This is a genomic window from Singulisphaera rosea (assembly GCF_054877945.1).
Map to the genome: position 1 here is coordinate 299,976 of NZ_JBTYIP020000008.1, position 15,301 is coordinate 315,276.

General features: G+C 65.2%; 13 protein-coding genes. 6 read left to right on the top strand and 7 right to left on the bottom strand.

Annotation, left to right across the window (positions count from 1 at the left end):
- Positions 1–21 precede the first annotated feature (21 nt).
- From ACYOEI_RS16830 to ACYOEI_RS16840, 3 genes are all read left to right on the top strand, one after another.
- A complete protein-coding gene (locus tag ACYOEI_RS16830; protein ID WP_462850686.1) occupies positions 22–717 on the top strand; it encodes an LON peptidase substrate-binding domain-containing protein in 696 nt (231 codons plus the stop codon).
- Positions 718–1,021: 304 nt separating this feature from the next.
- Complete coding sequence (gene folE / locus ACYOEI_RS16835) at positions 1,022–1,603, top strand: GTP cyclohydrolase I FolE (RefSeq protein WP_462850687.1); 582 nt, start codon at positions 1,022–1,024, stop codon at positions 1,601–1,603.
- Positions 1,604–1,818: 215 nt separating this feature from the next.
- Entirely contained in the window at positions 1,819–3,198 is a 1,380-nt protein-coding gene (locus ACYOEI_RS16840; protein ID WP_462850688.1) for an MFS transporter, read from the top strand.
- 67 nt (positions 3,199–3,265) lie between these two features.
- Here ACYOEI_RS16840 and ACYOEI_RS16845 read toward each other — a convergent pair whose 3' ends face one another.
- The gene (locus tag ACYOEI_RS16845; protein ID WP_462850689.1) at positions 3,266–4,834 is read right to left on the bottom strand and encodes an ABC transporter permease/substrate-binding protein; all 1,569 of its coding nucleotides are present in this window, start codon (positions 4,832–4,834) and stop codon (positions 3,266–3,268) included.
- Positions 4,831–5,610, bottom strand: a complete 780-nt coding sequence (locus ACYOEI_RS16850) for an ATP-binding cassette domain-containing protein (protein WP_462850690.1) — start codon at positions 5,608–5,610, stop codon at positions 4,831–4,833. Before ACYOEI_RS16850 ends, ACYOEI_RS16845 begins: the two co-directional genes overlap by 4 nt.
- A 151-nt stretch (positions 5,611–5,761) precedes the next feature.
- On the opposite strand from ACYOEI_RS16850, the gene ACYOEI_RS16855 reads away from it, so the two are divergent.
- Together ACYOEI_RS16855 and ACYOEI_RS16860 are read left to right on the top strand one after the other, a co-directional pair.
- Positions 5,762–7,066 carry a hypothetical protein gene (locus ACYOEI_RS16855; protein ID WP_462850691.1) on the top strand — a complete coding sequence of 435 codons (1,305 nt, stop codon included), beginning with the start codon at positions 5,762–5,764 and terminating at the stop codon, positions 7,064–7,066.
- A 27-nt stretch (positions 7,067–7,093) separates the two neighbouring features.
- A complete protein-coding gene (locus ACYOEI_RS16860) occupies positions 7,094–9,541 on the top strand; it encodes a hypothetical protein (RefSeq protein ID WP_462850692.1) in 2,448 nt (815 codons plus the stop codon).
- 229 nt (positions 9,542–9,770) lie between these two features.
- Here the strand turns inward: ACYOEI_RS16860 and ACYOEI_RS16865 are convergent, their stop codons facing one another.
- From ACYOEI_RS16865 to ACYOEI_RS16885, 5 genes are all read right to left on the bottom strand, one after another.
- A complete protein-coding gene (locus tag ACYOEI_RS16865) occupies positions 9,771–10,274 on the bottom strand; it encodes a hypothetical protein (protein WP_462850693.1) in 504 nt (167 codons plus the stop codon).
- Between the two features lie 117 nt (positions 10,275–10,391).
- Complete coding sequence (locus tag ACYOEI_RS16870) at positions 10,392–10,913, bottom strand: helix-turn-helix domain-containing protein (protein WP_462850694.1); 522 nt, start codon at positions 10,911–10,913, stop codon at positions 10,392–10,394.
- Between the two features lie 607 nt (positions 10,914–11,520).
- The gene (locus ACYOEI_RS16875) at positions 11,521–11,784 is read right to left on the bottom strand and encodes a hypothetical protein (protein WP_462850695.1); all 264 of its coding nucleotides are present in this window, start codon (positions 11,782–11,784) and stop codon (positions 11,521–11,523) included.
- A gap of 38 nt (positions 11,785–11,822) precedes the next feature.
- Positions 11,823–12,242, bottom strand: coding sequence for an alternative ribosome rescue aminoacyl-tRNA hydrolase ArfB (gene arfB / locus ACYOEI_RS16880; protein ID WP_462850696.1), 420 nt, complete (start codon positions 12,240–12,242; stop codon positions 11,823–11,825).
- A gap of 269 nt (positions 12,243–12,511) precedes the next feature.
- Entirely contained in the window at positions 12,512–13,828 is a 1,317-nt protein-coding gene (locus ACYOEI_RS16885; RefSeq protein ID WP_462850718.1) for a hypothetical protein, read from the bottom strand.
- Positions 13,829–14,338: 510 nt separating this feature from the next.
- On the opposite strand from ACYOEI_RS16885, the gene ACYOEI_RS16890 reads away from it, so the two are divergent.
- The gene (locus ACYOEI_RS16890) at positions 14,339–15,199 is read left to right on the top strand and encodes a hypothetical protein (protein WP_462850697.1); all 861 of its coding nucleotides are present in this window, start codon (positions 14,339–14,341) and stop codon (positions 15,197–15,199) included.
- The last annotated feature ends 102 nt before the right edge of the window (positions 15,200–15,301 follow it).

Here is a 15,301-nt window from a genome sequence, read left to right on the forward strand (position 1 = left end):
GATTTCCGAACGAGAGACGCGATGGATGAACCCGACGACCTCGAGGGTTTCGACGACCGATGCCGGCTCTTCCCCCTATCGGGCCTGGTGTTTTTCCCTCACACGGTCCTGCCGCTCCACATCTTCGAGCCTCGCTACCTCCAGATGACCGAGGACGCGATCGCGAGCGGTGACAAGCTGATCACGATGGTCCAGCTCGGCCACCCGGGGACGACCGGAGGACTCGGCGTTCCGCCCGTCGAGAATGTGGCCTGCCTCGGCCGGATCATCCAGCATCAACGGCTCCCCGACGGGCGTTTCAACCTCCTCCTGATGGGGATGAAGCGGGTCCGCCTGTTCCGCGAAATCTCGAGCAACCGCCTGTACCGACTCGCCGAGGCCAAAGCGCTCGAGGACATCGACAACCACGGCCCGAACGACCCGCGCCGGAGCGCCCTGCTGACACTCTTCCGTCAGGTCATGGAGTCCCGTGGCCCTGGCGCCGAGCCGGACCTGGCGCCGATCTTCGACGCGGTCCTGCCCTTGGGCGTCCTGACCGACCTCGTCGTCTATGCGCTCGCGATCCCGCCTTCGATCAAGCAGGCGTTCCTCGCCGATCCCCACGCAGGCCATCGTGCGGATCGACTGCTGACGCTCCTCGCCGACATCCTCGCCAACGACGGCACTCGTGCCAACGGTCATCCCCGGGCGTTTCCGCCGCCATTCAGCGCCAATTAGCGGCTCGGAGTGTGCCCTCCGTCCCTCGCGAGGCCGACGGGCCTCGCCCCCCTGGGACGCTTGATTTCCCCCCCGGCCCAACCTACAATGGTTGACCGTCCGTTTATCGGAAAACCATGAACCACCATGGTTTACGAACCCGTTAATCGTCGTCGGCCACCACGCCCGGTCGAGCTTCGGAGAGGACCTTACGCCCTGATCGATCCCTCCGTCCAAGTTTGATGCCCTCGTACCGAGGGCGTGCCTGCCCGACGACGGCTCCAAGCTTCAAGTTCAAGAACGTCAACGTACGAGAGATTGCCTCGTGTCCAAACCGCCCGTCGACCTCGAACGCATCCGAAGCGCCGTCCGCGAGATCTTGATCGCCGTGGGAGAGGACCCCGACCGCGAAGGGCTGGTCGAGACGCCGGATCGCGTCGCGCGGATGTACGCCGAGGTCTTCCAGGGGCTGCACCAGGACCCCAAGGTCCACCTCCAAAAACTATTCACGCAGAAGTATGACGAGATGGTCCTGGTCAAGGACATCCAGTTCGAGAGCTTCTGCGAGCACCACCTCCTGCCCTTCACCGGCAAGGCCCACGTCGCCTACCTCCCCAACGGCAAGGTCGTCGGGCTGTCGAAGATCCCCCGCGTCATCGAGGTCCTGTCGAAGCGCCCGCAGATGCAGGAACGATTGACCGAGGAAGTGGCCGACCTCCTCATGAAGGAGCTCGGCCCCAAGGGCGTCGCCGTGGTCATCGAGGCGAGCCACAGTTGCATGACCATACGAGGGGTCCGCAAACCGGGCAGCTCGTTCGTCACCAGCGCGATGCGCGGGGCCTTCAAGGAGCGGCTCGCGACTCGCTCCGAGGTGCTCTCACTGATCTTCGGCGGCAAGAATTCCTGAGCCTCGGCGCTTCGCCTTCGCCCCCTTAATATCACAATCGGACGGCGGTTCGTCTCCACGGATGAGCCGTCGTCTCGACGAATTCCCTCGTGTTCGTCGCGCTCCGGAGAAGAGATTGGCAAGTCGCGACCGCGACGGGTACATTCGCTAACTTCGCCAGGGAGAGCGCAACACCCGCCCCGCCCGATCTTGCCCACGCTCCGGAGTGATCAAACATGGGTCTCGGTCTGAGAATCCGCCTGTCTGTGATGATGTTCTTGCAGTATTTCGTCTTCGGGGTCTGGCTGCCGACGTTGGCCCAGCACCTCGGCGAGAATGACCTGAAGCTGAGTGTGATTCACATCGGCTGGATTTTCTCGGTCTACGGGCTCGGGTCGATCTTCGGCCCGTTCGTAATCGGGCAGTTGGCGGACCGCTACTTCGCGACCGAGAAGGTCATGGCCCTGGCCCACTTCGTGGGGGGGATCCTGCTGGTCCTCGCCGCCTACGCGACGACTTTCTGGCCGATCTTCATCCTGCTACTCCTCTACTGCAACCTCTTCATGCCCACGATGGGGCTGTCGAACTCGATCACATTCCGGAGCCTCGGCGACAACAACCAGGCGAGCTTCCCCGGGGTCCGCGTCTGGGGAACGGTCGGCTGGATCGCGGCCGGGCTCCTGTTCCCCATGTATATGGATTACAACAAACTTGGATTCTACCAGCAAATCCTCGACGCGGTCGGGCAGCATTCGGCCTACGAGTCGCTCCTGAAGACCTGGCAGGCCAGTGTCGTGCCGCTCCTCAAGCCGGTCTTCGCGATCCCCTGGATCGGCGAGCCGCAGTTCCGCGACTGCCTGCGACTGCCGGGTGTGGTCTCGATCGTCTACGCGATCTACTGCCTCACGCTCCCTCACACGCCGCCCAGCCCCGCCAAGGACACCGACCCGATCGACAAGAAGTCGGCCGTCCTGGAGTGCCTCGAACTGATGAAGTATCGCTCCTTCGCGGTCCTCGTCGTGATCACCGGGCTGATCGGTATCATGCTCGCCTACTACTTCGCCTGCGAGAACACCTTCCTCGAGTCGATCGGCATCCCCGCCACCGACGCCGGCGCGTACATGACCTTCGGGCAGTTCGGCGAAGCGCTCGTCATGCTCTTCGTCCCCCTGGCCGTCGCTAAGCTCGGCGTGAAGAACACGATGCTCATCGGGGCAGGGGCCTGGGCGCTCCGGTTCGGGCTGTCGGCCTACGGCCAGCCGAAGTGGCTGATGATCGCCACCATCGGCCTCCACGGCTTCGCGTTCGGCTTCTACTTCGTCGTCGCCCAGATGTATGTCGACAAGGCCGCCAGCAACGACATCAAGGCCTCGGCCCAGAACCTCTTGATCTTCGTGATCTATGGCCTCGGGACCGTCGTCGGCAGCGTCCTGACGGGCGTCGTTCGCGACTTCTACAAGGTAAAGCAGCCGGACGGCTCGTTCAAGGATGACTGGACCGGCATCTGGTTCGGCCCCTTCATCCTCACCATCATCTGCATGATCGCCTTCGCACTCCTCTTCCGCGAGCAGGAGATCGGGAGCAAGGTCGAGGAAGAGAAACCCAGCCTGGCGTGATCGCCTCCACCTCGGGTCCGGCGTCGGGAAGAACAACCCGGCGCCGGCCTGGATTTCGCCATGTCTCTCAACGCCCCTTGGCGGGCAGCAGTCCCGAGGCCTTCAAGAACTCCCGGGCGACCTCGGCGGGATCGCGGTGCTTGCCGTCGACCTCGTGATTCAACTTCCGCATCGTGTCGGCGTCGATCCGGCCGGCCAATCGATCGAGCACGTCCTTCAGGCCGGCGTGACGCTTGAAGATCTCGTCCCGCACGAGCGGGACGGCCTCGTAGGGCGGGAAATAGCGACGATCGTCGACCAGGGAGACGAGGTCGAGGGTCGCGATCCGGCCGTCGGTCGAGTCGCCCGCGGCGAGGTCGATCGAGTCCTGCGCGACGGCCTGGTACAGCAAGTTGCGATCCATCTCCCGAGGCGCGTTCGAGAAGGCGAGGCCATAGGCCTTGATCAGCCCCGGATAGCCGTCCGGCCGGTTCATGAACTCGGGTCCGAAGCCGGAGCGGATCGTGCCGATGTGCTCCCGGAGGTCCGAGATCGTCCGGATACCGAGTCGCTCGGCCATCTCCCGGCGCATCAGGATCGCGAAGGTGTTCTCGAAGCCGAACGGGTCGAGGCAATCGACCCCGTCGCGTCGAGCCATGACGTCGCGGACCTCGCGAAGCACAGCTTTCGGATCGTTCTTCGGCGGCTCTTTGAGGATCGTCGTGAGCGCGGTGCCGGTGTATTCGACGTAGGCGTCGAGTCCGCCACGTCTCAGGGCCTCGTAACAGACGAGGGTCCCGCCGAGGTTGAACCGGCGATCGACCCGGATCGGCGTGTTGGCCTCGACGAGGTCGGATAGCATATGTCCGAGCAGGATCATCTCGCTGCCGTCCTTCGACCCGATCACCAGCGTCGGCGTCCCGGAGCGATTGGGTCGGTCACGCGACCAGCCCCAACCGGCCACGCCGAGCAGCATGACGACGGCCAACGCCGCCGCGAGCTCGCGAGGACGAGACCGGCGCGGTTTCGTCGGGTCGAGTGCGTGCTCGATCTCCCCGAGCGAGGCGTCGCAGGCCAGGGCCAGGAGGGCCGACGGGATCGACCCGAGGAGGATCAGCCGGGGGTCGGCGAGCGAGACACCTCGGAAGATATAGCTCCCCAAGCCCTTTGCACCGATGGCGGCGGCGATCGTGGCCATGCCCACCGAGGCCACCGTGGCGACCCGGATGCCACCCAGTAGGATCGGCACCGCAAGCGGCAGCTCGACGAGCCGGAGTCGTTGCCAGGGGGTCATGCCGAGTCCGAGGGCCGCCTCGGCGACGCCTCGGGAGATGCTCCGTAGGCCGAGGATCGTGTTCTTGATGATCGGCAGCAGCGCATAGATCACCAGGGCCGCCCTGGCTGGCGGCTTGCCGATCTGCCCCTGGAAGACGATCAACAAGAACCCGAGCAGGGCGAGGCTCGGCACCGTCTGGAGCGCGTTGGCGACGCCGACGATAACCCGCTCGAAGGCCTTCGACCGCGTCGCCAGGATCCCGAGCGGCACGCCCACCAGGACCGCCAGGAGGAGGGACTCGACGACGAGGTCGAGGTGGGCCGCGGTCGCCTCCAGCAAGGCCGACCGCTCGGCGAGGAAGAGCGTCCAGAGGCCGGTCATCGGCGAGCTCCCGGAGACGAGGAAGGGCCGACCGCACCGGCGTCTTCGAAGAAGGAGCGGACGAAGTCGCTGGCGGGACGCTCGAGGAAGTCGGCCGAGAGCCCTTCTTGCACCAGGCACCCGTGGTCGACGAGGGCGAGGCGGTCGGCGACCCGGCAGGCCTCGCGGATGTCGTGGGTGACGAAGATGACCGTCGTCCCCAGGCGTCGTTGCAGGGCGCGGAACTCGTCTTGGATCTCCCGCCTCGTGATCGGGTCGAGCGCCCCGAAGGGCTCGTCCATCAAGATCAGGTCGGGGTCGGTCGCCAGGGCACGGGCAACACCCACTCGCTGCCTCTGACCGCCGCTGAGCTCATGGGGCATCAGCTTGCCGAATCGGCCCGGGTCGAGCCCGACCAGTTCCAACCGGGCCTTTGCCCGGGCGAGGCGTTCGGCGCGGGGACGTCCTCGGATCTTCAGGACCAGGCCCACATTCGCGAGGATATCCAGGTGGGGCATCAGGCCGACGTCCTGGATGACGTAGCCCATCGAGCGCCGAAGCTCGATCGGGTCCCAGTCCCTGGTCGAAGTCCCTCGGACGAGGATCTCGCCCGATGTCGGCTCGATGAGACGATTGACCATCTTCAGCAGCGTCGTCTTCCCGGAACCACTCGTGCCGAGGATCGCGAGGCACTCACCTCGGTCGACGTGCAGGTCCACCCCTTGGAGCGCCTGATGGCCATCGGCATATGACTTGGTCACGTGCTTCCAGGCGACGGCGACGGAAGGTTCATGCATCGGGACCATCGCGAGGAGGGGGGATGGGGGAGGCGGTTGGGCGAGACAGCCGCTGGTAAAACCCTCATGACCGTATCATGGTCCACCCGATTTCGATAGAGTCCGGAGTCGTCGACGGACCTCCCCCCACCTTCCCGCCGGAGCGCCCGCCATGCTCGCCTTCCACCTCGCCACGTTCCGTGTCGACGCGACGCCGCCGGTCGGCCACCCCCTTTGCGGCGGCTGGATCAAGCCGGTCGTCGGTGTCGATGACCCGCTCTGGCTCCGAGGCGTCGTACTCCTCGGCGGGGGCCTCCCGATCGTCCTCGCGGCGCTCGACTGGACCGGGGTGATGGACGAGTCGCACCGGCTCTGGACCGAAGCCCTCGCGGAGGCCGCCCAGACCACGCCCGACCGCGTGGCCCTCCACTGCGTCCACCAACACAACGCCCCGTTCATCGATCGCGAAGGCAACGCCCTCCTGAAGAAGGCCGGGGCCTCGCCCCTGCTGTATGACGAGCGGTACGTGGACGAACTCATCAAACGCTCGGCGGACGAGGTTCGGCGCTCGCTCACACCCGCCCAGCCCTTCACGCACATCCGGGCCGGCCAGGCCGAGGTCCGCGAAGTGGCCTCGAACCGGCGAGTCATCGGCCCCGACGGCAAGATCCGCTTCACCCGGACGAGCGCGACGAGCGACCCGGTGGCCCGCGCCGAGCCGGAGGGCACGATCGACCCGATGCTCAAGTCGGTCGGCTTCTTCCAGGGTGATCGGCCGCTCGCGCGGCTCTATTATTACTCGGTCCACCCGATGAGCTACTACGGCGACGGCCGAGTCACCAGCGACTTCGTCGGGCTCGCGAGGCAACGTCGCGACGAGGACGAGCCGGGGACGCTCCACGTCTATTTCACGGGCTCGTCTGGCAACATCACGGCGGGCAAGTACAACGACGGCGACCACGCCAACCGGGACATCCTCGCCAGCCGCGTCCACTCCGCCATGGCCGCCGCGGATACCAATGCCGCGTCGAAGGCCCGGCCGCTCGACAGTGTCAACTGGACGACGGCACCATTCCGATTCGGGACGAGGGAGGATCTGGACCTCGATCGGCTCAAGGCGGTCGTCGCCGACCCCAAGGAGACGACCGTCAACCGCAACCGCTCGGCGATGACGTGTGGTTGGTTGACCCGGGCCGCAACGGGTCGACCCATCACCCTCTCTCGCCTCGATCTCGGCGGAGCCACCCTCCTGCACCTGCCCGCGGAGACCTTCGTCGAGTACCAGCTCGAGGCCCAGCGTGAGCGCCCCGACACGCTCCTGGCAACGGCGGCCTACGGCGACGGAGGCCCCTGGTACATTCCCCTCCAGCGTTGCTTCGCCGAAGGGGGATATGAGCCGTCGGTCGCGAACGTCCGCACCGACTCCGAATCGTCGTACCGACGAGCCATCGCGGAATTGCTTCGGAAAAACGCGTGACGCGTTTCGTAGGATAGGAACGGAAGGGTGATCGGTCGGCAGGCCGGCGGCCCGGACGACGGGTTTCGACTCCCTCGAGGTAAGGTCATGCAGAGTCGTGTCGCGAGCCTGGCGATCGTCGGAATCCTGGCCGGGTTACTCGTCGTCATCCTCCCGGCGCGTGTGACTCGCGGGGATGACGAGTTGGACGCCCACCTGGCGATGCTCCGAAAGCAGGCCGAGGATCCGCTACTCGCGATCGGGATCCGGGAGCAGATGGCCCAGGAGATCGCCTCGACGCTCGACCGGGCCGCCCAGGCGGCGTCGACGGCAGAGATCCGTCGCACGCATTGGACGGAAGCGATCAAGTTCCTGGACGAGTTCGAGAAGAAGAATCCCGGACACCCGCTCGCCTACCAGTTCCAATGCGATGCGGCGGTCTTCCTCTGGGCCAGGGCCCGGCTCTGGGGACAGCAATGGGAGCTCGCCCCGACCGACTTGAATGCACGCACTCGGGCGATCGAGAACCTCGACGTGGTCATCTCCCGGCTCAAAGCGCTGGCCAAGGCCCGGGCGAAAGAGAACGACGCCCTCGCGCAGAACATCCGGTTTCGACTCGCCCAGGCCCTCGCCGATCGTGCCGATTTCGAGCCCGAAGGGGGCGACCCGAGGCGAGAGTTGGAGAACGAAGCCCTCGGCGTCGTTGAGAAATCGATCGCCGAGCCGATGCTCCAGGGCTTCGTCAACCTGCTCCGCGCCCAGCTCCTGTGCCGCCTGGGAAAGGCGAGCGAGGCCGAGACGGCCTTGGATCTCGCCGCGAACGCCTCGCCGGCACCTCCCGAAGTCGATCGGCTCGAGACCAAAATCGCCATCAAGATCAACCGGACCCAGTTCGACGACGCATTCAAAGCGATCGATGGATCCTCGGTCGGCGAGTCGCTCAAAGGATTGCTCGCGGTCAAGGTCGGCCTGGCCCAATCCCGCGCGACGGTCGCCGGTCCCGAGCGCTCCGGCGTCGAAGCGAATCTCTTTCGGCGGATGGGGTCGCTTCGAGGGTCGAGCGACCCGGAGGCCAAGCTCGCCCTGATCGCGTTGGCCAAAGGATTGACCACGCCTGGTAGCGAACTGGGCCCCGAGGCGTGGGAAATCCTGGCCGAAGGGGCCTCCGCCATGGGAGATCTCACTCGTGCGGCCTCGCTCGAGTCGAAGGCGGCGGACCGCGCGGACACACTCGACGACAAGACCCAGGCCACGACCCTCCGCCTCCGCGCCGGGGCGATGCTCTTCCAGCGGGAATCGTTCCTCGAAGCCGACGCCGTGTTTTCGAAGATCTTCGACGACAAGGACGCCGGTGCCGCGCGCATCAAGGCGGGAATCCTGCGGATCCTGGCTCGGAGTAAGGCCCTCGAGCGGAGGTTGCCCGGCGCATCGCCAGCATCTTACGTCTCGGCCCTCGAGGCCCAGATCCGCGACTTCCCTAAGGATCCGACCGCGAACCAGGCCCGCTGGCTGCTCGGAAAGCTCCGGCTCGCGTCCTCTGAGACCGACGTGGCGAAGGCCCTCTGGATGGAGATCCCCCAGGGCACCCCCCACTGGCTCGACTCGCGACTCGCCCTCGCCGAGATTCGCCAGGACGACCTCGACAACCAGCGGATCAACAACGACCGGGACCTGATCAAGTCACGTTACGAGGACGCCAAGACCTTCCTCAACACGACTTCGGCCGAGTGCCGGTCTCCGGGCGAGCGCACCGCGATCGACCTTGCGAAGGTCCGACTCGAGTTGACCCCCGACGCCGGACACCCCGACGAGGCCCGCTCCTTGTGCGAGGCCATCCAACATTCGGCCGGCCACGCCGACCAGAGGGAACGAGCCAGACGCCTGCACATCGTCGCCGTGGCCGAGCAAAGCCACTTCCTCGAGGCTGAGCTCGAAGCCCGCAACGAGATCGGCCGATCCCGGGCCCCCGATCTCCTCGAAGCGATCCGCCTGGTCGACTACGCCGCGACGGATTCGCCATGGGATCTCCAGATGCGACGCTTCGGGCTCCTGCTCCGGATCCTGCTGAGCCGCGGCCTCGAAAACGAAAAGGAGCTGACACCCGTCGAGCTCCACGAGTTCCGGATCCGCCAGACGCGAGCGTATCTCCTCTGCGGCGACGACGAACGGGCGCGAGAGTCGCTGTCACACTGGCCGACGACTCCTCCCCCCCTCGGAGATCGCTTCCTCAAGGAGCTCGCGGACACCTACGGGCGCCTCGACGCCTGGCGACTCGCGGCCGATGTCCAGCGTCTCCGGATGCAACGAGTGCCGAGTGGTTCGCTCCGATGGTTCGAGGCCCGCTACGGCCTCGGCCTCGCCTACTACCGCTCCGGGAAAGAAAAAGAGGCCCTGAAGCTGATCGACGGGACCGGAATCCTCTACCCGGCACTCGGAGGCGCCGACCTTCGAGAGAAATTCGTCCGACTCCGCCAGCGCCTCGAGCCGCCGGAATGACGAGGAAGGAGAGCGAGACCGGTGGAGTGAGACGGACCTCGAGGGGAGAAACGGTGGGACTGGGCCGGCGAGGTCGATGCATACAAGACAGTGTTGAGACAGGTCGTCACATGATCTCGTAGGGTGGGCATCGCCTACCATCGCTTCGGGAAGATGCGGGAACGTAGCGCCCTCCCCGGGTGACCCCGGCTCCGATCTCGCGAACTGGGCCGGGGATCCAAGACGGAACTCAGTTCTGGTCGATCCAGTTCAGGCCCTTATCCCACCACGGGGGATCCTCGGACGTGCGAGGGCGGTAGTAGTAGGAGTTTTGCGTCGGGTAGACGACGGGCGAATTGGTCGGCAGGTTCGGCGTCGAGAAGGCCGTCCCTTCCTGGATCGTCGTGCGGCCGTCATAACCGCGGACGTAGGTGGTCACGGGCGCCGCGGTCGAGCGCAAGGCCGACATCGGGCCGTAGATGTCCATCGAGGTGTCGCCGAACGAGTCGTTGGGCGAGTAGCCGCCACCGGTCGGGAAATTACCACGGACCGTCATGTACGGCGTCGGAGTGAACGTGCCCAGGGGGGCGGGCGTCACCGCGTGAGTCGTCGGGACCACCGAACGGGGGGGGGAAGAGACCGTTCGGCTCCGCTTCCGAAAGAGGCCTCCGGCCTCAGCGTCGTGAATACTGACGAGGACGAGCCCGAGGATCCCGAGCCATCGCCCGATGCGAGAGAAGGCAAGGCCATTCATGATCGCGTCTCAAGGGTGCCTTCGGCCGCCGAGCGGGACGGGAATTCGGCCGCTCACCGACGAACCTTGAGACATTCTACCCTTTTTTTCCGACCGAGGTCCGATCCTCGGGGTCATTCAGGCCGGGTGGCTTCTGCGGGGGAGCAACCGGTACGTTTCTTCCACGATCCGGGCGATCCCTTCGCCAAGGGGAGACGCCAACAGTTCATGGAGCTTCCACGCCAGGTCGCGTTCCCGCTGCGGGACGAGCCCATCGGTCGGGGCTGCCGCAGCCAACGGGATTGGCGTCTGCGTCTCGACCGCGAAGCGCGAACCATCGAGGTTTTCTACGGTCGCCGCGGGCTTGTGCGCGGGGAGGGCAAGCGCACCGCCTTCGGAGGGGACCCAATCACCCTGACCCCGGCTCCGACGCCCGGTCGCCGCGGCCGCCGCCCCCTCATCCGAGTGACCCAGGAGCGTCTCCATCGAGACGTCGAGGGCGAGCGCGATCCGACGCAGAGTTCCCGCCCTCGGCAGTTCCGTCTTCCCGCTCTCGATTTGATAAAGCGCGGTCCGCGAGATCGCGGCCCGGCTCGCCAACTCGTCGGGTCCCCATCCCTTGGAGTAGCGATAGTCTCGCACTCGCTGAGCTAACGTCATCGTGAGCGTCCTCAATTCGGTGAGAGTCCAGGTCGGCGCAGCCAACGAACGTCCGAGGATTCGACGGAATCACGGACGAGATTCCTGAAAAAGCCAGGCAGTCGTCCAAGAATCCATGTGATTGACGGATGAGCAAACTGTCGAAAATTTACAAAACCTTCGTTTCCTCGTCAACTCGCGTCAAGGGGTCGTCGGAATAATCTTTTCCCGACCGTCGCGACAATCGTGCGACACGCGAAAGTCTCGCGCAGACTTCGATTTTCTCCGATCCATCCAGACAGGCGTGACATCGGCAACGCATCGACAAGACCGCAATCAGCGCGAGCCTTACGCGCCTGACTCCTTGCCTGCATGGACGTTGCGTTAGGCGGGAACCACATCGGTCGACCCTCAAATCGGGCGATCTTAGGGCGACGACCACGGATCGAAACGGGGCAGAAATGGACTCGTTCGCGTCTTTAAAAACAGAAGCGAACAAGTCGGTTGATCTTTTCCGGTCGACAAAGCCCGAGCGAGGGACGCCTTAATTGGCCCGGCGGGTGCCGAGTTGAGTGGCAGAGGACCCGCCCACGCAGAGATGTTGCGAGGGGAATGTTCCGGAGGGGCGTCAGGACGCCTTGCCCTCGAGCTCTTTGAGAATGCCGGGAAGGAGGGCGGGGTCCTTCTTCTGGAGAAGGTGTTCGATCCGGGACGCCGGGAACTCGAGCTTCGTCAGGGTCTCGCCGACTTGCTTCCAGAGTCGTTCACGCTTCTTCCCCTCGGACAGATAAAGCTCCGTGACGAGTTCCGCAAGTCGCTGCGCCTGGATGGAGTCGAAGTTGCGGTAATAACGCTTGATGATCTTTTGCTGATGGGGAGAGAAGTCGGCCATCGTGTTCCTCCGTGGATGACGCCCGCGGGGGGGTCGGTTCAATCGAGATCGGGCTTCTTGCGCAAGCGTTTGGTCTCGGATCGTCGCCCTTTGGCCTCGACGCGCCGGACTTGCGAGCCGAGCGTGGGTCGACTTGGCCGACGAATCTTGGGCGGTTCGGCGACGGCAAGCACGAGTGCGCGGAGCTTGCCCATGCAGTCGGCGAGGTTCCGGGACTGGTCGCGGGTGAGCTGCGAGGTGACGAGTAGCTCGCCCTCGCGGGTCAACCTCCCGGAGAGGGAGGCGAGGAGCCGCTGGCGGACGCCGGGGGGGAGGCTCGGGCTGGTCGCCGGGGTCCACCGCAGCAGGACCTTGGAGTTGACCTTGTTGACGTTCTGTCCCCCAGGTCCGCCCGATCGGGACACCTCCCAGCGGAACTCCTCGAGGGGTATGCTGATCCGTTCATTCACCTTCAACATGGCTCCCCCTGCGGCCCGGGCCGCCGACCTTCTCGAACCCGGGCGCTCCCGACCCGACGCTCGTGGACATGCCCGGGCCGCCGAACCGAGGGGTCGTCGCGGCGGCCCGGGCATGTCCCTAAGGTCTGGCCAGGATTCGTGGGGCCCTTCAACTCGCGGGCCCTTCGTTCGCCCCGCCACCGTCATTGTAACGAGGCGGGGTCCGGGGGACATCCACGTTTGCGCGGTCTACGTCGTCCGATTCGTGGGTGCCGTCGCGGGGCCAAAGCTCAAGAGGCACTCGACGAGACGCTCGAGGCCGACGAGTTGATGAAGTTATTCATGCTCGCCTTGAGGCGGGCGGGGACGCGAGTCGAGACTCGTGCACCCTGGTTGACCTGCCGCTTCCGGATCGTGACGACCGGCCCGGCCGAGCTCGTCGAGGCGGCCCTGATCGAGTTGGCGGACGTCCCGGTCGAGGAGGCTGTGACCCCACTCGGGTTCGAATAGACGACCTTGTCGCCAACCCGTTCGACATTCCGTTGGAGTACCTGGAGCGGGGTCGCGATCTTGCCGGGGTTGGACGCCTGTCGCGCCTGGCCCGCGGCGACTTCGCCCGCCGAGTAGTACGAGTCGGTGCGGTTGAAGATCTTCTGCGAGCTCGTGAAGGTGGTCGTCCCGTCGACCAGCGAGCCCGAGATCGTCCCGGTCGTGATCCCGGAGGGGAGGTTGACCTGGTTCCCCTTGAAGATGAAGGTCTCGTCGATGAACCCGTCGTGGTTCACGTCGCGGTTGTACGAGAAGATCGGGTGGGCCCCGCCGAACGTGACGGTGGCCGGGTCGATCTTGGTCGTATCAAAACCCGACGTTCCGAAGACGGTGACACGGATGTCCGTCGGGTGAGCCGTGTTGATATGATGGTTCGAGTGCGGATTGATCTGGATCGCCGGGGAGACCGGGGGGCATGGGGTCGGCGTGGGGGTCGGGGTCGGCGTGGGGGTCGGCGTCGGCGTGGGAACCGTGAAGGACTGGAGAGGGAAGAATTCCTCGCCGATGCCGCCGTCATTGCTCGAGCCCGCCATCGCCCCCATGCTGATGACGGTCTGGGGCGACAAGGTCAATCCCGTCTCTTGCGTGTAGAGCTGGGAGAAGTGATCGATCGAGAATTCGAGGCTCGGATTGACGGGGGAATTGACCTTGTAGACGTTGCCGATGTACTGCGACAACATCGGCCCGAAGTTGTTGAAAGGTGCATTGACCCCTGCCTGGGCCACCTGATATTGTTTCGGCGTGCGGGTATCGTTGAGTGCGTATCCCGCCACAACGTCCGGCGTGCCGTCGTTGTTGAGGTCAAGGATGGCCCCCATGTACTCCGACCCACCGAAGTCGGCGAAATCCGTGAAGCCTGGGGAGATGGCGGTCACGGCCGGGTTGACCGTCCCATCGTTCCCGTTGTCGTCGGCGTCGCCGGCGATGACCGACGGGCCCGTCCCGTTCAGTCCCGTGGCAGGGGGCTGTTGCAGCCCGATGCTGAGGACGTCCGCGGTCGGGTCGTAGGAGACGGCGATCCCGGAGATGTAGAAACCCGAGACCGGCACCAGGGGCACCAAGTTATTGGGGATCCCCGGGGTGTTGTTGGTGCTGTCCGCCGGGAGGAAAACGGAGTTTTGGGTGGCTGTAGGGGCAAAATCGGCTATAACGTTTCCGGTGAAGTTAACGGTCATGAGCTGCCGATGATCAAGATGTTCCATCGCAACGGCGGCCCGTTTGGCGGCACGAGTGCCGCTGGGACGACGCCGCCACGATTGAACGGCATGGAGCAGCCTGGAAATCAGTGACATTGCGTCATCGTCCTTTCTCACGGGCCCGTCGCCCCTTGGGCTGGACCCATACATGGAGGGCTTCCCGGTCGACGGTCGCGGATCGGCCGTGCGATTCGGAAGGCCCGGCGTTGCGAAGTCGCTCGCCTAGGTAAGTCTTCACGGTTGAAGCTAAACTCCGACGAACTCGAGCCGCAGTGGTTCCGGAGGTGTTCCTGTCCCCAGGTCAGCGCGGGTCTCTTGCTCGCGGCGGTTGACGCGGGACGAATCGACCTTTACGTGGAAGGAGACTCGTAAATGGTGCATCGCCATTCTTTCCGATGGACCCTGTTGACACTCGCGATGATCGGGGCGACCACAGCTTCCGCCGACGCGATCAACTTCACAGGGAACGTCGAGAGCGACTTCAGTAAGACCAATCCGAACGTGGCCACGGTCGGAGTCGACAGCGACCCGCTCAATACGATCTTCCAGCCCGCTGGGATGACCAGCGCCGGGTTGATCAACGGGTATGCGATCAAGGACATCCGTTTCGCCTATGACTCCAAGTCGGACACGATGTATGTGGGCGTGAATACCTACAGCATCGCAGGTTCGGCCGTCGGCTCCGGAGGGCCGGCCTGGCAGCAGACGCTCGCGGGCATGGGGGGCTCCGACCCCGCGAGCCTCGGCGGCGACAAGTCCATCACCGTCGGCTTCGCCGGCAACAACCCCAGCAGCAGCGGCACGGCCGGGGCGCTCATCGCCGTGGCCGGTGTCCCCGCCGACAAATCCGTGGCCAATCCCGCCGGCCTCGACGGCTTCACCGTCGCGTCCTACGCCGGGACGGCCAACCAGGGCATCCAGTACAACTACGGGTCGGGACTGTCCAGCAACCAAGGGGCGCTGGCCTTCGACCCCTCGGCGAGCCATCCCGGCTTCGAGTTCACGGTCAACAACTTCAGCAAGATCTCGCCCAGCCTCGACCCGACCCAAGGGTTCTGGATCCAGGTTTATGCCGGTTCCGCCCAGGACGGTCCGATCGGCGAAGAGGCGAGCGGCTTCCTCCACGTCCCGTCGTTCTCCCAGCAGAACGTCCCGGAACCCGCGACCTGGCTCGCCTGGTCGCTCATCGCCGGCGGCGCCGCGACGCGGCTCCGTCGACGTGGAAAGAAGTGAGCGGAAGTTCGGATCTTGAACCATCGATTCCGTCCCTACGCAAGGCGGTCACCCATCCCTTGGGTGACCGTCTTGTACATCGGCCCGATCGACGCCGCCGAT